Here is an 18,766-nt window from a genome sequence, read left to right as displayed (position 1 = left end):
TTGTCAATAGTGACTTTGAAATCTTTTATCTTTGAGTGATATCTTGTTTCGCACAGAGATGTGGAACATACTTAAAGTCCACCCAGTGCCTAGAAGGAGGCATAAAATGGCAGAAGGAAATCAGGGTCGAACATTAGAGCGAGCCCTCGATGTCATCGAAAGCGTGTCTTCATCAACCGACCCGTTAACACTCACGCAGATCTCCAAGGCGACAGGTCTCCACATCGCCACGACGAAGCGCATTCTCGGAACTTTAGAAAAACGCGACTATCTCAAGATGTCCCCCACCGGATACACACTTGGACCCCAGGTTCTCCCACATGCACATGCATTCCAGCTCCAAGATCGGCTAGCTCTTATTTCACCGCCGATTTTGCGTGAGGTTGCATCCATTTCATCTCTGACATCATCAGTTTTTGTACCTAGTGGCGATCAACGCGTACTAATTTCTCGCATTGAAGCCCCCAACGCACTTGGCTACGAATTTCCCATTGGCCAACTCCTCTCACTCACCCTTGGTGGTGGAAAAGTACTCCTAGCCTTTATGGATCAGGAAAAACGAGATGAAATAGTCAACAATTACGAACCGTTTCACTTGGCAGATGGAGAAATACAAACCGCTGAAACACTGCGACAAGATCTAGCAAACATTCACGAAACTGATTACTTTGTCAGCTCGTCCGAACGAAGCCGTGGCACAGTAAGCCTGACTGCTCCAATTCGAAACGGACATGATGAAGTGATTGCAACAATCAGCATTGCTGGACACGACGGTCTAATCAATGAAAGTGCAATCCTCGAGCACCAATCTTTGGTACTACAAGCAGCTCGAAGAATTAGCACACAAATGCTTTAGACCAGCAGTTACTCGATCTGAGAGGAACGGGGCGTCGACAAGCAATTTTTTAATTGCTCTCTTCCCTAAAAGCCTTAGCCTGCTCCGTTAAGCGCTGCTGGCGCTGCTTCATTTTTGCCACCGCATCAATTGAACGCGGTGGAACCAGGCTATGGGCCTCTGCCGACATGCCCGCTTGGAGCTGGCGTGCGCGACTGATTTCAACGTCAATTTTCAGACCAATAATCAAACAAATATTAAAAATCCACAGCGCTATAAACACCGCGAGCAATGATCCCACTGCCCCATAAGAACTAAACGCAGCGAACGTTGTGAAATAGAAATTCAGGCCAATACCAGCAATAATGATTCCTACAATGGCTAAAAAAGATCCCAGGCTAAGCCACCTGAATCTCCACGGCTTTGCGTTAGGGGCCCAATAATAGAGGGTGGCTACAAACATAATGAGCACCACCACAATCACCGGCCAGCGCACCCATACCCAAATCGGCATGAACTTATCGGTTAGGAAACTTAGCTCTTCGGTAAGGTGTAGTGGTTCTGCGATGGGGGCAAGTAGTCCCATGACTAACGTTTCGTTGACCACCCACGACACCAAAATGATGATGATTCCAAGCAATAATCCGAGGTTGAGCAGGAGCATCATCCCCCACTGTTTCAACAATGTTCGGCCTTCGCTGCGGCCATAAACGGCATTGGCACACCTGGAAAAAGCACGAACATAAGCAGATGAGGTCCACAGCGCCACGATCGAACCGACAATAGCTCCCACTTGTCCAGCAGTGGCGGAACCTGCAATCGAATCAATAACGCTCAGCACCACTTGCGCTTGGTCTTCAGGCATATTTTGCGAGACAAGATCACGCACAAGATGCAAAATTTCAGTGGAATCACTAGCCAAAAATATCGTGATCGCCGAATACCCCAGCAGCACTGCCGGAGCCAGGGAGAGGATAGAAAAGAACGTCAACAGCGCTGCCAAATCAAGCAAGCCATCAGGAATAACATCTTTTACAGTACGACTCAAGGCATATTTCCATCCCTTGAAACTCAAACGTTGCTTAAGCTCGCCGGAATCGCTGATGCCGTCATGGGTGTCCGCGGCGATCAACGTTGCATCGAGATGTTCTTGGGGCTGTACCACGACTTCATCATGTCATATTCGCCCATTTGAGCATTGGAGAAATTTCCTAACCAAGCGGTTACGAAACGGCAACAGTTATCTGCAGTACCACAGTTTGGCCGACAAACTCATTTATAGTGTGGGGTAGATCACCAATTATTAGTTTGTGTTAAGCAGTTTGGCATAGCCCGGCACAGCCCGAGAAAAGGAAGTAAAGCTCATGGATATCGTATCGATCGTCAATCACTGGTTTGAGTGGAGCACCAACAACTGGGTCAACATGACTGGCCTCCCACGAGACACATTTATCCCAGCATTTGTGGGGTCCACCATCCTTGCGGTGCTATCCTTCTAGGATTTCTACATATTTGGGCTAAGTTAATTTAAAGAGTTACAGCCAGCCCATTTCCCTGGCGCGCGTGAACGCTTCAAAGCGGTTCTGCGCGCCAACTTTTGCCATTGCCTGGGACAAATAGTTCCTTGTTGTACCCGGAGCAAGGTGTGCTGCCTCAGCGATTTCCTCTGCGCTTAAACCTTTACCTGCAAGTTCAAGTACTTCCTCTTCACGATTTGTCAGCGGTGATTCTCCAGCGCTGATCGTCATTGCAGCTAGCTCGGGATCAATATAGCGACGCCTGGCATGCACGGTTCGAATTGCTGTGGCGAATTGTTCTGCGGTGGATGTTTTGGGAAGAAATCCTAAGACACCTGCGTTTAATGCGCGTTTTAATTGGCGTGGTCTGGCGTGGCTCGTCACAATCAGCACGGCCAAACCAGGTGTGGTGGCCATCAATTTTGAGGCGGTATCGATGCCGTCAATGCCACCGAGTTGAAGATCAATCACACAGACATCGGTGCGGGTTTCTAGATTTTCCCATAGTTCAAGAAGTTCTTCGCCCGAAGCTGCGATCTGGCTGACTTCAAGGTCAGGTTCTAAACTCAGCAGCGTAGACAGGGAGCTTGCGATTAAGGATTCGTCATCGGCAATGGAAATGGTAATCATGAGGTTGGCCTTTCCGTAGCAACGGTGTCATCTGTGTAATCGAGCAGCATGCGCACACTAAAGATGTCGCCTTCACGGGAAACAAACAACGTCATCCCTGCTGATTCTGCCCTACTGCGCAGCGCACTAAGTCCTGAAAGTTTAGTAATTTCTTTTGTCACCCCATTGTTATCAATGCGAACTTCTTTACTGCTTAAGGTGAGGGTGACATCGGTGGCATCTGAATGCCGCAAAATGTTTGTGGTGGCTTCTCTAACAAGCCACGCGCACAGTTCTCGGTGATCGGGTGACACCTGAGACGTGGTGCCGATGACGGAAAGGTTGATGTGGGCGTCGGCAAGCAAGCTTTTTGCTCCTTCGACTTCCGTGGCTAAATTGATCGTCCTGTAGCCAGAGACTACCTCTCGCATTTCTGACATGGAGGTTCGGGTGAGTTTTTGCAGCTCCCGCAGCTCGTTTTCCAGTCGATCATCGCCACGTTTGGCCAGTGCCAATGCAAGTTCTGACTTCACGGACATGGCAGCGAGGTGCTGGCCCAAGGTGTCATGAAGTTCTTGGGCAAAACGCAGACGTTCTTCTGTTACCCGAAGTGACGCTTCCAATTCGCGCGACCGCTCGGCTTCTTTCATTACATCAACAGTCCAGATGGAAAGCCGAACAGTCCCAGCCATTGCTGCTGGCATGATGACACCTATGGCGGTGAGATAGTTGGTGGTCGTGTTAATCCACCACAAGACTCCAGAAATCGCGATGATCCATGCCCACCTATAATTCAGCCACGGAACATACGCGATAGATAATAAAAACGCGCAAGTCACGGTATACACCAACGCGAATGCTCGGATGCTTTCCGTGGTGAAGCCTTCAAGCACAGGCAGCTGAACAATCACAGAAGCAACAAACACGACAAGATTCAACGCTAAACCAGCAACAAAAAACGGTTGAACATTGCGCCGCGGCCGGGAATTAAGTGACGGATGAAACTCATACACCAGCACTGTAAAAACAAGCAGTACAAGGCCGGAAATAAAAAGCCAAAGAAACGATAAATCTAAACTTTGGGCATTTGCGATCACCGCAAGGAAATACACAAGCAACAACACCACGGGTATCGACTGCAACGACAACCGGGTGTACAGCGTGTACTTAGCCAAATTGGGCAACTTCCGCCATGAGTTCAGCGGAGCCATGACGGGAGTTACCAAACGTGAAAACTTGAAATCTTTAACCATCGTTTCTCAAATGCTAGGAGCGACTTGACCACCGCTCGCGGCAACCCCAAGCGGCTAGCGGAACTTTAACGGTGGGAATCCCAGCGCATATAACGGCTTGCCGCCCACAACGCCACGATTGTCCAAACCGCCAGGATACCTAAAGGTACAAGCATTTCTTGGAACGCACCGGCAAAGTCGACTGGTGTTGCACCTGTGACATTGTCATAAAAGGTTGCGCCTGCCCAACCAATTTGGGCTAAATCGCTAATCGCGGCGAAGGGGGTGTAAGCCAAAATATCGGCAACGATGCTTTCACCAAATGCGATTCGGACAGATCCCAACCCACCCATCGCAAGTATAAATACTGGTCCAGAGGTTAATTGTGCAGCTTCAGCATTGCGGGTAAAGCCACTGGTAAGTAAAGCAAGTGCACTGCACAGCACCAAACCAAGTAGGACTGCCAAGACCATGGGAATCAGGTTTACCGGCATGGGAGCACCAAGGGCAAGCAACAGTGGAATGATGACGATGGTGAAGATGAGTGTTAAAAGCGCGCCGGGGAAACAAATGGCTCCCAGAATATCGAGATCTCGGGCTTCTCCTGTCCGAAGTCGTTTCAACACACGCTCATCCCGGCGCGTCGTAGCCATGGATAAAACAGTATAAAACTGCACGAAAAGCAGGGTGTACATGACAAAGTAGTCAAAAGCATTTGCGGTTTCCACTGCCCCACCTGCGCCCACGGCAAAGATGAGGAGCGGGATTCCGACGGGGAAAACTGTGGCCATGAACATTAAAGTTCTGTTGCGCCGGAACTGAAGCCATTCGGCTTTAAACAGGGAGGTTTTCACAAATGCGGTTTTGCGGGCTGGGGTCACAGAAGGTGTCACAGAAGGGGTTACGGATGAGGTGACGGTTTGAGCGTTCATGAGGTTCTCTTTTCTATACAGGCTTGAGTTTTAACGTGCCGGTGCGGTTTGTGGTGAAGCAATTTCCATGAACACCGATTCCAAGGTGGCAGGTTTCGCCGCAAAGTTTTCTAAGACTATTCCTGATGCCGACGCCCAGCTCAGCAGTTCCAAGGTGTGTTCTTGCAGGTGGGAGGTGGAAATTCGAATGTGCGCGTTGTCGCTGATTAACTCGCGGATGATCTCTGCGCCGCCAAGCCTTGGGAGATCTACCTGGGAGCCCGACAGCACAAAGCTGATGATCGATTTCTCACGTGCTGCTAGTTCTTCCAAGGTGCCGGCAACTGCGATTTCGCCGGAGTCCATGATGGCGATCCGATCGCAAAGAAATTCAGCTTCTTCTAAGTAATGGGTGGTCAGCATCATGGTGACTCCGCGCTGTTTTAATTCCTGGAGTAGTTGCCAGGTGTGGCGTCGGGATTCTGGGTCAAGTCCGGTGGTGGGTTCATCAAGGAACAAAATTGATGGGTCCCCCAGCAAAGCACAGGCGAGATCAAGGCGACGTTGTTCTCCGCCAGATAGTGCGCCCACTTTGACGTTTTCGCGGTGAAGCAGATCAACGCTGGCGAGCACATCTTTGATATCACGTGGATAAGAGCAGGTGCCGTGCCACATGTTCATGGTTTCTAGGACGGTTAGTTGTGAGGGCAGCCCGCCGGATTGCAGCATGATTCCTAGTTCGGGGCGCAGGATGGCGCGGTCAGCCACGGGGTCTAGCCCGGAGATACGCACTGTGCCGGAAGTGGGGCGAGATAGCCCTTCGATTACTTCCAAAGTGGAGGTTTTACCAGCGCCGTTGGTTCCTAGAAGCCCGAAGACTTCACCGCGGTTGACCTGAAAGCTCACGCCTTTCACGGCCTCGTAATCCCCATAGGAGCGGACCAGCTCAGCTACTTCAATTGCAGGTGTCGTTGTCATGGGTTTTATTGTGCCCACTTCCAATAACACCTGGTAGAGCCATATGTCAGGAATGTTTCTGCGTTCCTCACATATTTTTAATGACAAATGTCATGAGCAAAAATTATTGCTTTTCGACGCCGCCACCCATCTCAGTGCTCATGCTCTCCACCGGCCATAGACCCCGAGCTGGCCCCAGCACCCAGCACCGCCGCCGGCTCTTCGCCGGGGTTGACGATGACAAACTGCCCCATCATGCCTTGGTCTTCGTGATAGAGCATATGGCAGTGATACATGTATGGCCACTGGGGATCTGGATAGTGCCCAAATTCCACTGCTAAAGTTGCGGTTGCCCCTGGTGGCAGGCCGACGGTGTCTTTCCAACCATCGTTAAATAGTTCCACATCGGTGCCTTCGAATTTTAGTACTTTGAAGCGAGCGTCATGGACATGAAAATTGTGCGGCCAATCAGAGTTGTCGTTGGTAACCACCCACACTTCAGGCTGATCATGATCAATAACAACATCAACCCGCTGCATGTCCATCTGCAGGTCATTGATGGAAAACGTGTTCATGATGAAGGTGCGCTCGGGGGCGTCGATAGTATCTGGCTCTGAAGATTTCACCAACACTCCAGGCAAGGCTGATGTTTGTGCGGCATCTTCGGCAGGCCCGGTGATAGTGAGCAGCTGGAAGGAATCACCCATGCCAAAATCTGGCACAAATTCATCATCTGGCACGCCATAATTGTTCTTGAAACCAACAGATTCCAAAGTGACGTCCTCGCCAGGTTCCAAATCCACGACGATCTCCCACCGTTCACCTGGCCCAATTGCCAAGGTGGTGCGGTCTGCGGTCTGGTCTAGAAAACCAGCATCACTGGCAATGACCTGGAATGTGCGTTCATCAGAAAACGCCAAGTTATAAAACCGCATGTTGGAACCATTAAGTACCCTAAAGCGCACCCGGGTTGTGGTGGCATCAAAGTGTGCGTTGGTGATGCCATTAGCAGTGGGAGTATCACCCAAAAGCCCCAGGTCCGGCAGGTCTTCTTCGTCCAACGAGCCATCGTCTAAGAAGCGGTGATCCATCAACACCAGCGGAATATCATCGACACCATATTCTTGCGGCAGATCCAATGCTTCCGAAACTTCATCTTCAACGATGATCATTCCCGCCAGACCACGATATGCATGCAGTCCGGTCAATCCATGGGTGTGCGGGTGATACCACAATGTGGCAGCATCATTAGCCACTGTCCACGTTGGTGACCAGGTCTGGCCTGGCTCAATCGGTGAATGCGGTCCGCCATCGGCAATCGCTGGGAGTTTCATACCATGCCAATGCACCGTGGTCATGTCATCCAAATTATTTGTCACATCAATGTGGACGTCATCGCCCTTTTTCATCACCAACGTTGGACCCAAATGCGTGCCGTTGAAACCCCACGTTTCAGTGGTGACATCAGGAAGAATCTGGCTTTCCCCAGTTTGAGCATCCAAGGCGAAGTGGACGCTTGTTCCCTCACGGGAACCTAAATCTGCTGGCGGAATAGGCAGTGCTCGCGGCTCTCCCCCATAACCTCGCACAGATTCTGAAGAACACGCAGTTAGTACTTGTGCACCAACTACTGCCGCTGCCACAGCTCCGGCACCTTTGAAAAAAGTTCGACGATCCACCGCTGCCACATGTACTCCTCAAGCAGATTATTTAATCTAAAGTTCATCATAACAACGTTTGCACCCACTTCTTCTGGGCTTTGATCCATGACAAATCCCACAGAGGGACACACCACTTAAAAAGCGACTTCTTAACAGGCGACTTCGCTAGGCGATGTCAGGTTTTCCTAGCGATGTCGCCTGTTAAGAAGTTGAGCACGTGAAGGAAATCAGCCAAAAACCGAGGGAAATTAAGAAATTGAGCTTGAGAAACCAAGGCGTTTACAGCCAGTTTAAGGCCTCCAATTGTTCACATAAGTGTTTGTATCGACAGGGTTCCCAAAGGCCGGGAGAGGCGATTCTGTGAGGTCACCTTTTCTGGCCTCTTTGAGCAGTTTTTCATCTGGTGACCAAAAACGCTTATCTCAAAGCAAGTTTTGGTCGCGTACGCGAGTATCAATGCCCTCAAACCAGCACTGGCGACCAAGAAATTTTAATCTGCCTATGGAGTTGGTCGTATATGACGGTATGAAGCCACTGCCCCAACAAGCCCGTTTGCACGCATCTCTCCTAAGCTTTAGTCCATGACAAATCCCACAGAGGAGCGCAACGCACGTCGGCTCATTTGGTCCAACGGCTTGCAAAATATTGGTGATCAAATTGTGGCAGCCAAAACAGTGTTGCCGTGGTTGTTACATGCCGCAGGCGCGCCAGGGTTTTTGCTGGCGCTGTTGGTTCCGATCCGCGAAGCCGGATCGATGCTGCCGCAAGCTGCGATTACTGGCTGGGTGTTGAGGCAGACGTCGAGAAGCAAAGTGTGGGTGATTGGTTCGAACGGCCAGTTCGTCTCGGCGCTGGGTATTGGGATGGCGGCGTTGTTTTTGCGCGGCTGGGGGCTGGGTATTGCGGTGATTGTGCTGCTGGGCGCGCTGTCGCTGTTTCGTTCCATGTGCTCGATTGCGTCGAAAGATGTGCAGGGCAAGGTGATTTCTAAGGGTAAACGCGGGCTGGTGACGGGTCGTGCCACTGTCATTGGTGGCGTGATGGGGCTTGTTGCAGGCCTTGCCATTGCCGTGTTTTTGGGCGCGGATTCCCCGGCGTGGGTGCTGGCGTCTGTGGTTATCGCAAGTTCTTTTAGCTGGCTGTTTGCCTCAATTATTTTTGCGCGCCTGGAGCGCGACGAGCCTGAAACCTCGCACGACGGCCCCACCGATAACCCGTGGGTGCGCCGGTGCATCGAGGCGTTAAAAGACGATAAAGCTTTTCGACGCTTCGTCCTTGTTCGCTCCATGATGCTTGTGACAGCTCTGTCGACTGCTTTTATCGTGGCTCTGGCCGCGGAATCGGGCAGCAGCATCGACACGCTTGGTTTCTTCCTCATTGCCTCTGGATTGGCCTCAATTGTCGGTGGAAGAATTTCTGGCATTTGGTCAGACCGCTCTTCTAAAAACGTCATGGCTGGCGGCGCGCTCTTTGGCTCAATCGTTTTAGTACTGGTGGTGCTTAGTGCTGCGTTTGCCCCATCGGCAGTAAACACAGTGGTGTTTCCGTTAAGTTTCTTCCTGGTCACTTTGGCGCACACCGCGATCCGCGTGGCCCGCAAAACCTATGTGATGGACATGGCGGAAGGTGATACTCGCACCCGCTATGTTGCTGATGCCAACACACTAATGGGTGTAGTTTTACTCATTGTCGGAGCTCTTTCTGGCGTCATTTCTATCTTCGGAAATGAGGCAGCGTTACTGTTCCTAGCTGTCATTGGCCTGCTGGGCACTCTTACTGCCCGGGGGCTCAAAGAGGTTTCTGCGGGATAGGTTTTTAAAGATTTTCAACCCAAATGAGCAGGTTTTGCTCATCGGGGCATTATGCTTGCTTGGGTATAAGTGCCCCGCGAAAACTTTTAAGGATTTGAGATAATCTTGAGCGCAAGCGATTCTTCCAGTGCAGTTGTCGTTTTGGCAGCTGGTGCCGGAACCCGAATGAAATCTGACTTACAAAAAACGTTGCACAGCATCGGCGGCCGCAGTCTCATTTCGCATAGCTTGCATGCCGCTGCTGGTCTTAACCCGCAGCACATCGTTGCAGTAATCGGGCATGGTCGCGACCAGGTAGGTCCTGCTGTTGCCGAGGTGGCAGAAAAACTAAACCGTGAAGTTTTAGTGGCCGTCCAGGAAGAACAAAACGGCACTGGACATGCAGTGCAGTGCGCTATGGATCAGCTCGAAGGCTTTGAGGGCACCATCATCGTCACCAACGGCGATGTCCCCTTGCTTACCGACGACACCCTATCCGCATTGCTGGAAGCCCACACGGAAGTCCCCACCGCTGTCACAGTGTTGACCATGCGTCTGGAAGACCCCACCGGTTACGGCCGCATCGTGCGCAACGAAGAAGGCGAAGTCACCGCGATCGTTGAGCAAAAAGATGCCTCCGAAGAGGTCCAAGCTATTGATGAGGTTAACTCTGGTGTCTTTGCTTTCGACGCGGCTATCTTGCGTTCTGCCCTTTCAGAGCTGAAATCCGATAATGCTCAAGGCGAGCTCTACCTCACCGACGTTCTAGGAATCGCGCGCAGCGAAGGCCACCCTGTTCGTGCCCACACCGCTGCTGATGCCCGCGAGCTTGCCGGCGTCAACGACCGCGTTCAACTAGCCGAAGCTGGCGCAGAGCTAAACCGCCGAACTGTCACCGCCGCCATGAAAGGTGGTGCAACCATCGTTGATCCTGCAACAACCTGGATTGATGTTGAGGTTACTATCGGCCGCGATGTGATCATCCACCCAGGTACCCAGCTCAAGGGCGAAACCGTCATCGGTGACCGCGTGGAACTTGGCCCAGACACCACCTTGACCAACATGACCATCGGCGAAGGCGCTTCCGTGGTGCGCACCCATGGCTTTGATTCCACCATCGGCGAAAACGCCACCGTTGGTCCATTCACCTACATCCGCCCAGGCACCAGCTTGGGTGCAGAAGGCAAACTCGGTGGATTCGTAGAAACCAAGAAAGCCACCATTGGCCGTGGCTCCAAGGTTCCACACCTCACCTACGTTGGCGACGCCACCATTGGTGAAGAATCCAACATTGGTGCTTCTTCCGTTTTCGTTAACTACGACGGCGAAAACAAGCACCACACCACTGTTGGCAGCCACGTTCGCACTGGTTCTGACACCATGTTCATCGCTCCAGTGACCGTGGGTGACGGAGCATATTCCGGAGCCGGTACAGTAATCAAAGACGATGTTCCACCCGGAGCCCTTGCCGTGTCCGGCGGACGCCAACGAAACATCGAAGGCTGGGTGCAAAAAAAGCGCCCGGGATCCGCTGCAGCGAAAGCCGCAGAAGCCGCCCAAAACGTCCACAACCAGGAAGGCTAAGCAGACTTCTCATGACTGCTCACTGGAAACAAAACCATAAAAACCTCATGTTGTTCTCGGGTCGTGCGCACCCAGAACTAGCTGAAGCTGTAGCTAAAGAGCTTGAGGTAGAAGTCACTCCCATGACGGCACGCGATTTTGCCAATGGTGAAATCTACGTCCGCTTCGAGGAGTCCGTTCGTGGCTCTGACTGTTTCGTCCTTCAGTCCCACACGCAGCCTCTGAACAAGTGGCTGATGGAACAGCTTTTAATGATCGACGCCCTCAAGCGTGGATCTGCAAAGCGTATCACCGCGATCCTGCCGTTCTACCCATATGCGCGCCAGGATAAAAAGCACCGTGGCCGTGAGCCAATTTCTGCCCGCCTCATCGCAGATCTCATGCTTACTGCTGGTGCAGACCGCATCGTGTCTGTGGACTTGCACACTGATCAGATCCAGGGCTTCTTCGATGGCCCAGTCGATCACATGCACGCCATGCCGATCCTGACTGATTACATCAAGGAAAACTACAACCTCGACAACATCTGCGTGGTTTCCCCTGACGCAGGTCGTGTGAAGGTTGCAGAAAAGTGGGCAAACACCCTTGGTGATGCCCCAATGGCTTTCGTGCACAAGACCCGCTCCACCGAGGTTGCCAACCAGGTTGTCGCCAACCGCGTGGTCGGTGACGTCGACGGCAAGGACTGCGTGCTTCTCGACGACATGATCGACACCGGCGGAACCATCGCCGGCGCTGTCGGTGTGCTGAAGAAGGCTGGCGCAAAGTCAGTTGTTATCGCCTGCACCCACGGTGTGTTCTCTGACCCAGCTCGCGAGCGTTTGTCCGCATGCGGTGCTGAGGAAGTTATCACCACCGACACCTTGCCTCAGTCCACCGAAGGCTGGAGCAACCTGACTGTTTTGTCGATCGCACCGCTGCTGGCTCGTACCATCAACGAGATCTTCGAAAACGGCTCCGTGACCACTCTCTTCGAGGGTGAAGCTTAAAACAATGCACACTTCGGACGTATTTGAGCGCGTCCGGTTGGCATTGGAACCTTTAGCTGATCCCGCACGTGCCACCGGTATGGCTGGCTACATGCGGGATCAGTTTCCTTTTCTCGGCATTGCGGCAACCCCACGCAAAGAGGCCTGCAAAGAGATTCTTAAATCACTTAAAACATTAGACACCGATTTTGTGGTGGATTGTTTCAACGCCCCAGAGCGCGAGTTTCAATATGTTGCTTGCGATCACATCAAACGGGTGGGTATCGCCGATTTAGGATTTGCCAAAGCTTTAGTACAAACCAAATCGTGGTGGGACACTGTTGATTCTTTAGCTAAACCCATCGGCGCGAACCACGACGATGATCTCATGCGCGCTTGGGCATTAGATGAGGATTTCTGGGTTCGCCGAGTTGCTATCATTCACCAACTGGGTCGAAAGAAAAACACTGACGCTTCCCTACTGGCGTGGATCATTGAGCAAAATCTTGGGTCTTCGGAGTTTTTCATCAACAAAGCCATTGGCTGGGCGCTTAGAGATTTCTCTCGCCACGATCCCAGCTGGGTCCGCGCTTTTGTCGACGCCTCAGAGTTAACGCCACTTAGCCGCAGAGAAGCCTTAAGACATATCAGCTAGTGCATCTGGGTCAAAGTACATCAACTCCCACCCGTGCCCATCTGGATCGTCAAATGCCCCGCCGTACATGGGGCCTTCTGCAGCAAGCTCACGTGTGATGGTGCCACCGAATTCTCTCGCACGGCGCATAAATTCATCTGCGTCTTCAGTTGAGCACACGGACAAGCAATTTAAGACTTCCCTAGGGCCGTTCTTTTCCACGGCAGGCCTGTGGGTGAAGGTGTTGAAACGCTCAGTGTCTAAAAGCATCACGACTATTGCATCGCTTACTTCAAACGAAGCAGTATGCTCATCGCTAAAAACTGGGTTCTCTGCAAAGCCAAGACCTGCATAAAAACGCTTGGACGCTGCGAGATCAGTGACAGGTAGGTTGATGAAGATCATGTCATGTTGTAGTCGTGCCATGAGGTTGCCTGCTTCTTAGGAGTTGGAGTAGGTTTTCACTCCATGCTAGTATGTTTAGGTCTCGGCGAGGGTCAAGCATTTTTGTGTTTAACCGTTATCGACGCGATCTAGACTTCTTTAGTGCACTTTTGTGGTGCGCTGCCTGCGAAGACTCGACCAAGACATTCGAGTCGGTCGCGGGCTTTTTCTTTTCGCGGCCGAGTGTCCACCTTCATCCATGAGGAGAAATCACTATGGCAAAGTACCAGACCATTGAGGCTGCTGTCCGCACTGAGTTCGGCAAGGGCTCTGCACGTCGTGCACGCGTTGCTGGCCAGATCCCTGCTGTTGTTTACGGCGCAGACGTTGAGTCCAACCTGCACGTGACCGTTGATCACCGCGTCTTCGCAGCACTTGTCCGCAGCGAGGGCGTTAACGCTGTTGTTGAGCTTGACGTTGAGGGCGAAAAGCACCTCACCATGGTCAAGCACATCGACCAGAACGTTCTAACCTTCAACATCGATCACCTTGACCTGCTTGCTATTAAGCGCGGCGAAAAGGTTGAGGTTGACGTTCCTGTCATCGTTGAGGGCGAGCCAGCTCCAGGCACCATGTTCGTTCAGGATGCTGACACCATCAAGGTTGAGGCAGACGTTCTGTCCATCCCTGAAGAGTTCAAGGTTTCCATCGAGGGACTTGAGTTCGGCGCTCAGGTCACCGCTGCTGACATCGAGCTCGATGGCGACACCACCTTGGTTGAGGATCCTGAGACCCTCATCGTGAACATCGTTTACCCAGAGGTTGAAGCAGAAGAGACCGACGAGGATGAGGCTGCAGCTGAGGGCGAAGAAGCAGCTGAGTAAGCTTTCTTCGCAATAAGCGATCTAACGGGTTTCGCTACTTTTTGAAAAAGCACGCGGTGATGACAGTGCACAATCATCATCGCAAGCTTTTTCAAAGGGTACGAAGCCCGTTTTTGCTTATCTGAAACTCATGGTTGGATGGGGGATGTGAAGAACTCTCCCAACTCTCCCCTTTTAGTTGTTGGCCTAGGTAATCCGGGTCCGAAATATGTGGGCACTCGCCACAATATTGGTTTTGAAGTCGCAGAGGAATTAGTATCGCGTAAATTTGCGTCTTTTAGCGTGCATAAACGTTCCAACACTGAAATTGCGCAGCTGCCGGGTTTGATTGTGGCTAAGCCTCGGAGTTTTATGAACCTGTCTGGAACACCGATTAGGGCGTTGTGCGATTTCTTTAAAATTTCAGCTGCCAACGTCATTGTGATCCATGATGAATTAGAGCTTGATTTTGGCCAGGTGAAGCTTCGGCAAGGTGGTGGGGACCACGGGCACAATGGCTTAAAATCCACGTCTAAAGCTTTGGGTACTAAGGATTATTGGAAACTTAGTGTCGGGATCGGCAGGCCACCGGGTCGGATGGATCCGGCAAGTTTTGTGTTGAAGCCTTTTGGCAAGCAAGAACTAGCGGAAATTCCGATCATGGCGGCGGACGCTGCAGATCTCGTCGAAAAGCATATGGCCAGCTAGCTACTTGCGCCGCGCCTCTTTGAGGCGGCGCGGCAGGTCGGCGTCATCGTTTTCTAAAGCGCCAGATTTGAGTAAGCGCGTGTACACCACTGGACAGTTCTTGCAGCGCGGAGTTTTGCGACAACACGTGTCTTTGAGCTTCATGCCCAGCGGGTTGTGGGTGATTTTCACCCGAGACTTACGCTTACTCATGTGTCTAATCGCACGGTATTAGGCTTGGATTACCTACTGAAATCTTACAAAGCGACTGGCTGCTTACGCTCTGGGTACACCCGTGGGCGCACACCGGCGATTTCCTCGACGATGCGAATGACCTGGTTGGAGTAGCCGAACTCGTTGTCATACCACACATAGAGCACCAGGTGGCGACCGGTTGCAATGGTAGCTAGGCCATCAACAATGCCCGCGTGGGTGGTGCCCACGAAGTCGGTGGAAACAACTTCTGGGGAGCGAATCCAATCGATTTGCTGGCGCAGGTTGGAGTGCAGGGATACTCGGCGCAGGAACTCATTGACCTCGTCGCGGTCTACTTCCTTCTCCAAGGTCAGGTTGAGCACTGCCATGGATACATCTGGGGTGGGAACGCGGATGGCGTTGCCGGTGAGCTTGCCTTCCAGCTCTGGAAGAGCCTTGGACACAGCCTTTGCGGCACCGGTTTCGGTGAGCACCATGTTTAGGCCCGCGGCACGGCCACGACGTGAACCCTTGTGGAAGTTATCAATCAGGTTCTGATCATTGGTGAAGGAGTGCACGGTTTCCACGTGGCCGAATTCCACGCCGTAGCGATCGTTGATCACCTTCAGCACAGGCGTAATGGCGTTGGTGGTGCATGAGGCTGCGGATACGATCTGATCATCAGCGGTGATATCAGCATGGTTGATGCCGTACACGATGTTCTTCAAATCGCCCTTGCCCGGCGCGGTGAGCACAACCTTGGCAACGCCCTTGGACTTGAGGTGCTGGGATAGGCCCTCGCGGTCACGCCAGCGTCCGGTGTTATCGACAACAACGGCGTCATTGATTCCATATTCGGTGTAATCAATGCTTGCTGGGTCATTGGAGTAAATGACCTGGATTGGGGTGCCGTTTGCCCAGATGATGTTGTTGTCATGATCGGTGGTGATGGTGCCATCAAATCCGCCGTGGACAGAATCGCGGCGCAGCAGTGAAGCGCGTTTGACCAGGTCTTCATCGCCGTTTTTGCGCACAACGATAGCGCGCAGTCGTGCGCCATCGTAGAGTGCTTCGCGGGAGACCAGGATGCGGGCCAGCAGGCGGCCGATGCGACCAAAGCCGTAGAGCACGATATCGGTGTGTTTGCTTTCAACTTCTGTGCCAATGATAGGCGCGAGGGATTCTTCCAAGAAGGCACGCAGGTCAGTGCTGTCAGATTCCTCGAAGTCGTAGGCCAGCTGCCCCAGATCGATCGATGCGGTGCCCAGGTTCATGTCTACCAATTCACGCAAAATATCCAAGGAGCTTTCCAGTGGAAGTTCCTTGGATATGATGTGGCGGGCGTAGCGGTGAGATTTGATGATGTCGATGTCTGAGACATTCACAAGGAGACGACCGAATACGGAAACGACCACGTTGTTGTTGCGGTGCAGGCGTCCGATGAGAGGAACCATTTGCTCCGCAACTGCAATGCGATCGTTCCAGTCCTTGTGGTTGTGCGTCATTTAAGAGTCCTTCGTTGGGTAGTCGCTAGGGGGTCGCTGGGTAGGTTAAAACCCTCCCCCCAACACTAGCTCAAAGCGGAAGGTGTCAATGATTCAAGTATCTGTTTCGCGCTTGTCTTTGCAATCGATTCCAGGCCCACTCCGACCAGGCAGTAGGCGTAATCCCAGTTCCCTGCACTACCCGCCGCCTTTCGCAAAGATGTGATCATTGGGTTGAGGTACGGGTACAACGGGGGTAACCCCTCATTCGATCTTGTAAATTGTGTTTCCACTCCCCTGGCAAAACGTCCAGAAAAGGCGCGTGATGACACCGATTCCAAACCAAGCGCCGGAGCAGCATCTAAAATCTCACGGTTTAAGGCACTAGTCCCCGCTTCGGGGCTGAGCAAAAACGCCGAACCACAAGAAGCGGCGCTAGCTCCTTTGTCCAGGATTGCTGCCACATCGGAAGCGGTTGATAGACCACCAGCTGCAATAAGTGGGATCTCCACACCGGCCTGCTTTACCGCCTGGATAAGGGTTGCGAGGTCGCGCTCATCTGGTTCCTCACCGATAGTCCAAGTGGAGCGATGCCCGCCTGCTTCTGGTCCTTGAACAACAAGCGCATCGGCACCCGCTTTTTGCGCTGTCACAGCATCTTCAGGGTTAGTCACCGTCACCCACGCCTCAATGCCTGCATCTTTAATCTGCGCGAATTCTTCCGAGCTAAAAATGCCAAATGTACAGGAAAAAACAGCGGGTTTCGCACCAAGCACCGCAGCGAATTTCTCCTCCCACCCATTTGTTAAATCGGGCGTGGGCACGGTGGGTTCATTAAGTCCGTACTGCCGAAACGGTGAAGAGAGCAACCCCGCTAGCTCATCAATATCCGATGGTTTTGGCGTATCGCTTTGAGGCCGAAAAAGATTGACCCCAAAAACACCTTTTACCTCCGCTAGCTCTTGTTTTAGCTGCTCAACCGGCATTACACCACCAGCTAAGAAACCCAAAGAACCAGCCTCAGCAGCTGCATTAACCAGCGCCGGAGTAGACGGTCCGCCCGCCATCGGAGCGACAATAACAGGAGTTTTTAAACTGTCGAGGATACTCATGGCACCATCCTAGGCGCGCCTGGCTTAGGATGACTCCCGTGAGTTTTTTGTCTAAAATCCAAGCACTCTTTTCCCCAAAACCCGCGCTTCCAAGCGCAAACTGGCTGGTTGTAGGCCTCGGCAACCCAGGTGCCAAATACGAATCCACCCGGCACAACGTCGGCTATATGTGCCAAGACATGCTTATCGACGCCCACCAGCAGTCACCTCTTACCCCCATCACGGGCTACAAGGCCCTCACAACCCAGCTTGCACCTGAGGTGCTCGCCGTGCGCTCTACTACCTTCATGAACCACTCCGGTCAGGGAGTAGCACCACTTGCTAAAGCTTTAGGTATTCCACCTGAGCGCATCATTGTCATCCACGATGAACTTGACCTCCCAGCTGGTAAAGTGCGGTTAAAAATGGGCGGAAATGAAAACGGACACAACGGATTAAAATCCCTGACCCAAGAACTAGGGACCAGGGATTATGTGCGGGTGCGCATTGGCATTTCACGTCCTCCTGCCGGAATGGCGGTGCCTGACTATGTGCTTGAACCTGTCGATCATGACCAGCCGGGCATCGCACTAGCTGCAGAGGCCGTAGACATAGTGGTGGAAAAGGGCTTATCTGCTGCCCAAAATTCCATCCATAGCCGCTAGATAGCTAACGACTCACGCACCTTCTCTTGCTTTTCCACCGTGGTTTCGCCACCTTGGCCTGTTGCCACAACCTGGCCTCTGGCAACAATGGCGTAATTACTGGCGGCCTCCAACGCAAAACCAATATTTTGCTCAACCAGGACAATGCTCATTCCATCATTAGCTAAATCAATAATGGTTCGCTGGATTTCAGCAACCACCGATGGTTGGATTCCCTCGGTGGGTTCGTCGAGAAGCAAAATCTTTGGCGCCGTGATCAGCGCGCGGGCGATCGCGAGCTGCTGGCGCTGACCACCGGAAAGCAGCCCCGCTTGGCGGTCAAGCACCTGCGTTAGCGCCGGGAAACGATCTAGTGCCTCGGCGATTCGCTCCCGGCCCGCACGCCCTTGCAAATCAGCGACGACCTGTAAATTTTCCATGCAGCTAAGCTGGGTAAAGGATTGCTGCCCCTGCGGCACATAAGCCATGCCCAATTTAACCCGCTCGTGCGTGGAGGTCGAGGTGACATCCTGGCCAAACAATTTCACCGATCCAGAGGTCGGCTTGATCAGCCCAACTGCCGCGCGCAGCAACGTGGATTTGCCCGCGCCATTATGCCCAAGGATGGACAAAATCCCGCTGTTGCCTGTTGAAATAGATAGCGAATGCAACACCTCGGTGCGCCCATAACCTGCACATATATTAGAAATTTCAAGCATG

20 protein-coding genes are annotated in these 18,766 nt (G+C 52.4%); 9 read left to right on the top strand and 11 right to left on the bottom strand.

Annotated features, from left to right (window positions below; genetic code table 11):
- The first annotated feature begins 106 nt into the window (after positions 1–106).
- Complete coding sequence (locus N24_RS05480) at positions 107–856, top strand: IclR family transcriptional regulator (RefSeq protein WP_231910889.1); 750 nt, start codon at positions 107–109, stop codon at positions 854–856.
- Between the two features lie 49 nt (positions 857–905).
- Here N24_RS05480 and N24_RS05475 read toward each other — a convergent pair whose 3' ends face one another.
- A complete protein-coding gene (locus N24_RS05475; protein ID WP_096455038.1) occupies positions 906–2,000 on the bottom strand; it encodes a YihY/virulence factor BrkB family protein in 1,095 nt (364 codons plus the stop codon).
- 199 nt (positions 2,001–2,199) lie between these two features.
- On the opposite strand from N24_RS05475, the gene N24_RS16660 reads away from it, so the two are divergent.
- On the top strand, positions 2,200–2,334 hold the full coding sequence (locus N24_RS16660) for a hypothetical protein (protein WP_269457455.1): 135 nt from the start codon (positions 2,200–2,202) through the stop codon (positions 2,332–2,334).
- 36 nt (positions 2,335–2,370) lie between these two features.
- On the opposite strand, the gene N24_RS05470 is transcribed toward N24_RS16660, so the two are convergent.
- From N24_RS05470 to N24_RS05450, 5 genes are all read right to left on the bottom strand, one after another.
- Positions 2,371–2,982: a response regulator transcription factor gene (locus tag N24_RS05470; RefSeq protein ID WP_096455036.1), complete on the bottom strand. Its 612-nt coding sequence runs from the start codon at positions 2,980–2,982 to the stop codon at positions 2,371–2,373.
- Positions 2,979–4,172, bottom strand: a complete 1,194-nt coding sequence (locus N24_RS05465; RefSeq protein ID WP_231910886.1) for a sensor histidine kinase — start codon at positions 4,170–4,172, stop codon at positions 2,979–2,981. The genes N24_RS05470 and N24_RS05465 overlap by 4 nt, the downstream gene beginning before the upstream one ends.
- A gap of 107 nt (positions 4,173–4,279) precedes the next feature.
- On the bottom strand, positions 4,280–5,125 hold the full coding sequence (locus N24_RS05460; protein ID WP_096455032.1) for an ABC transporter permease: 846 nt from the start codon (positions 5,123–5,125) through the stop codon (positions 4,280–4,282).
- 30 nt (positions 5,126–5,155) lie between these two features.
- On the bottom strand, positions 5,156–6,082 hold the full coding sequence (locus N24_RS05455; RefSeq protein ID WP_096455030.1) for an ABC transporter ATP-binding protein: 927 nt from the start codon (positions 6,080–6,082) through the stop codon (positions 5,156–5,158).
- Between the two features lie 131 nt (positions 6,083–6,213).
- A complete protein-coding gene (locus N24_RS05450; RefSeq protein WP_096455028.1) occupies positions 6,214–7,749 on the bottom strand; it encodes a multicopper oxidase family protein in 1,536 nt (511 codons plus the stop codon).
- A gap of 554 nt (positions 7,750–8,303) precedes the next feature.
- Between N24_RS05450 and N24_RS05445 the strand changes: the two genes are divergently transcribed.
- The 4 genes from N24_RS05445 (at position 8,304) to N24_RS05430 (ending at position 12,719) form a co-directional block, all read left to right on the top strand.
- Positions 8,304–9,533 carry an MFS transporter gene (locus N24_RS05445; protein WP_096455026.1) on the top strand — a complete coding sequence of 410 codons (1,230 nt, stop codon included), beginning with the start codon at positions 8,304–8,306 and terminating at the stop codon, positions 9,531–9,533.
- Between the two features lie 105 nt (positions 9,534–9,638).
- Positions 9,639–11,096 carry a bifunctional UDP-N-acetylglucosamine diphosphorylase/glucosamine-1-phosphate N-acetyltransferase GlmU gene (glmU, locus tag N24_RS05440; RefSeq protein ID WP_096455024.1) on the top strand — a complete coding sequence of 486 codons (1,458 nt, stop codon included), beginning with the start codon at positions 9,639–9,641 and terminating at the stop codon, positions 11,094–11,096.
- An 11-nt stretch (positions 11,097–11,107) separates the two neighbouring features.
- Positions 11,108–12,085 (top strand): ribose-phosphate diphosphokinase, encoded by a 978-nt coding sequence (locus tag N24_RS05435; protein ID WP_096455022.1) that lies wholly within the window; start codon positions 11,108–11,110, stop codon positions 12,083–12,085.
- A 4-nt stretch (positions 12,086–12,089) separates the two neighbouring features.
- Positions 12,090–12,719: a DNA alkylation repair protein gene (locus tag N24_RS05430; RefSeq protein ID WP_096455020.1), complete on the top strand. Its 630-nt coding sequence runs from the start codon at positions 12,090–12,092 to the stop codon at positions 12,717–12,719.
- On the opposite strand, the gene N24_RS05425 is transcribed toward N24_RS05430, so the two are convergent.
- Positions 12,702–13,124, bottom strand: coding sequence for a VOC family protein (locus N24_RS05425; RefSeq protein ID WP_096455018.1), 423 nt, complete (start codon positions 13,122–13,124; stop codon positions 12,702–12,704). The genes N24_RS05430 and N24_RS05425 overlap by 18 nt on opposite strands.
- Before the next feature lie 233 nt (positions 13,125–13,357).
- On the opposite strand from N24_RS05425, the gene N24_RS05420 reads away from it, so the two are divergent.
- Together N24_RS05420 and pth (N24_RS05415) are read left to right on the top strand one after the other, a co-directional pair.
- Positions 13,358–13,966, top strand: coding sequence for a 50S ribosomal protein L25/general stress protein Ctc (locus N24_RS05420; protein ID WP_096455016.1), 609 nt, complete (start codon positions 13,358–13,360; stop codon positions 13,964–13,966).
- Between the two features lie 138 nt (positions 13,967–14,104).
- A complete protein-coding gene (gene pth, locus N24_RS05415; RefSeq protein WP_096455014.1) occupies positions 14,105–14,653 on the top strand; it encodes an aminoacyl-tRNA hydrolase in 549 nt (182 codons plus the stop codon).
- On the opposite strand, the gene N24_RS05410 is transcribed toward pth (N24_RS05415), so the two are convergent.
- From N24_RS05410 to N24_RS05400, 3 genes are all read right to left on the bottom strand, one after another.
- Entirely contained in the window at positions 14,654–14,845 is a 192-nt protein-coding gene (locus N24_RS05410; protein ID WP_096455012.1) for a hypothetical protein, read from the bottom strand.
- 44 nt (positions 14,846–14,889) lie between these two features.
- Positions 14,890–16,332, bottom strand: a complete 1,443-nt coding sequence (locus N24_RS05405) for a glyceraldehyde-3-phosphate dehydrogenase (RefSeq protein ID WP_096455010.1) — start codon at positions 16,330–16,332, stop codon at positions 14,890–14,892.
- Between the two features lie 65 nt (positions 16,333–16,397).
- The gene (locus N24_RS05400; RefSeq protein WP_096455008.1) at positions 16,398–17,423 is read right to left on the bottom strand and encodes an NAD(P)H-dependent flavin oxidoreductase; all 1,026 of its coding nucleotides are present in this window, start codon (positions 17,421–17,423) and stop codon (positions 16,398–16,400) included.
- Positions 17,424–17,452: 29 nt separating this feature from the next.
- Between N24_RS05400 and pth (N24_RS05395) the strand changes: the two genes are divergently transcribed.
- Positions 17,453–18,067: an aminoacyl-tRNA hydrolase gene (gene pth, locus N24_RS05395; protein WP_096455006.1), complete on the top strand. Its 615-nt coding sequence runs from the start codon at positions 17,453–17,455 to the stop codon at positions 18,065–18,067.
- Here the strand turns inward: pth (N24_RS05395) and urtE are convergent.
- Positions 18,064–18,765 (bottom strand): urea ABC transporter ATP-binding subunit UrtE, encoded by a 702-nt coding sequence (gene urtE, locus N24_RS05390; protein WP_096455004.1) that lies wholly within the window; start codon positions 18,763–18,765, stop codon positions 18,064–18,066. The genes pth (N24_RS05395) and urtE overlap by 4 nt on opposite strands.
- Between the last annotated feature and the right edge of the window lies 1 nt (position 18,766).

Origin of the sequence: Corynebacterium suranareeae (assembly GCF_002355155.1) — a bacterium.
Taxonomy (GTDB): Bacteria; Actinomycetota; Actinomycetes; order Mycobacteriales; family Mycobacteriaceae; genus Corynebacterium; species Corynebacterium suranareeae.
Note: the sequence above shows the minus strand (reverse complement) of the source record. Positions and strands in the feature narration are given on the sequence as shown.

Excerpts from the sequence above, each read along its gene's own strand:
- N24_RS05455 (WP_096455030.1), bottom strand. The coding sequence starts at position 6,082 with ATGACAACGACACCTGCAATTGAAGTAGCTGAGCTGGTCCGCTCCTAT.
- pth (WP_096455006.1), top strand. The coding sequence starts at position 17,453 with ATGACTCCCGTGAGTTTTTTGTCTAAAATCCAAGCACTCTTTTCCCCA.
- N24_RS05460 (WP_096455032.1), bottom strand. The coding sequence starts at position 5,125 with ATGAACGCTCAAACCGTCACCTCATCCGTAACCCCTTCTGTGACACCT.
- N24_RS05410 (WP_096455012.1), bottom strand. The coding sequence starts at position 14,845 with ATGAGTAAGCGTAAGTCTCGGGTGAAAATCACCCACAACCCGCTGGGC.
- N24_RS05445 (WP_096455026.1), top strand. The coding sequence starts at position 8,304 with ATGACAAATCCCACAGAGGAGCGCAACGCACGTCGGCTCATTTGGTCC.
- N24_RS05400 (WP_096455008.1), bottom strand. The coding sequence starts at position 17,423 with ATGAGTATCCTCGACAGTTTAAAAACTCCTGTTATTGTCGCTCCGATG.
- N24_RS05425 (WP_096455018.1), bottom strand. The coding sequence starts at position 13,124 with ATGGCACGACTACAACATGACATGATCTTCATCAACCTACCTGTCACT.
- pth (WP_096455014.1), top strand. The coding sequence starts at position 14,105 with ATGGGGGATGTGAAGAACTCTCCCAACTCTCCCCTTTTAGTTGTTGGC.
- urtE (WP_096455004.1), bottom strand. The coding sequence starts at position 18,765 with ATGCTTGAAATTTCTAATATATGTGCAGGTTATGGGCGCACCGAGGTG.
- N24_RS05465 (WP_231910886.1), bottom strand. The coding sequence starts at position 4,172 with ATGGCTCCGCTGAACTCATGGCGGAAGTTGCCCAATTTGGCTAAGTAC.
- N24_RS05405 (WP_096455010.1), bottom strand. The coding sequence starts at position 16,332 with ATGACGCACAACCACAAGGACTGGAACGATCGCATTGCAGTTGCGGAG.
- N24_RS05420 (WP_096455016.1), top strand. The coding sequence starts at position 13,358 with ATGGCAAAGTACCAGACCATTGAGGCTGCTGTCCGCACTGAGTTCGGC.
- N24_RS16660 (WP_269457455.1), top strand. The coding sequence starts at position 2,200 with ATGGATATCGTATCGATCGTCAATCACTGGTTTGAGTGGAGCACCAAC.
- N24_RS05430 (WP_096455020.1), top strand. The coding sequence starts at position 12,090 with ATGCACACTTCGGACGTATTTGAGCGCGTCCGGTTGGCATTGGAACCT.
- N24_RS05480 (WP_231910889.1), top strand. The coding sequence starts at position 107 with ATGGCAGAAGGAAATCAGGGTCGAACATTAGAGCGAGCCCTCGATGTC.
- N24_RS05435 (WP_096455022.1), top strand. The coding sequence starts at position 11,108 with ATGACTGCTCACTGGAAACAAAACCATAAAAACCTCATGTTGTTCTCG.
- N24_RS05470 (WP_096455036.1), bottom strand. The coding sequence starts at position 2,982 with ATGATTACCATTTCCATTGCCGATGACGAATCCTTAATCGCAAGCTCC.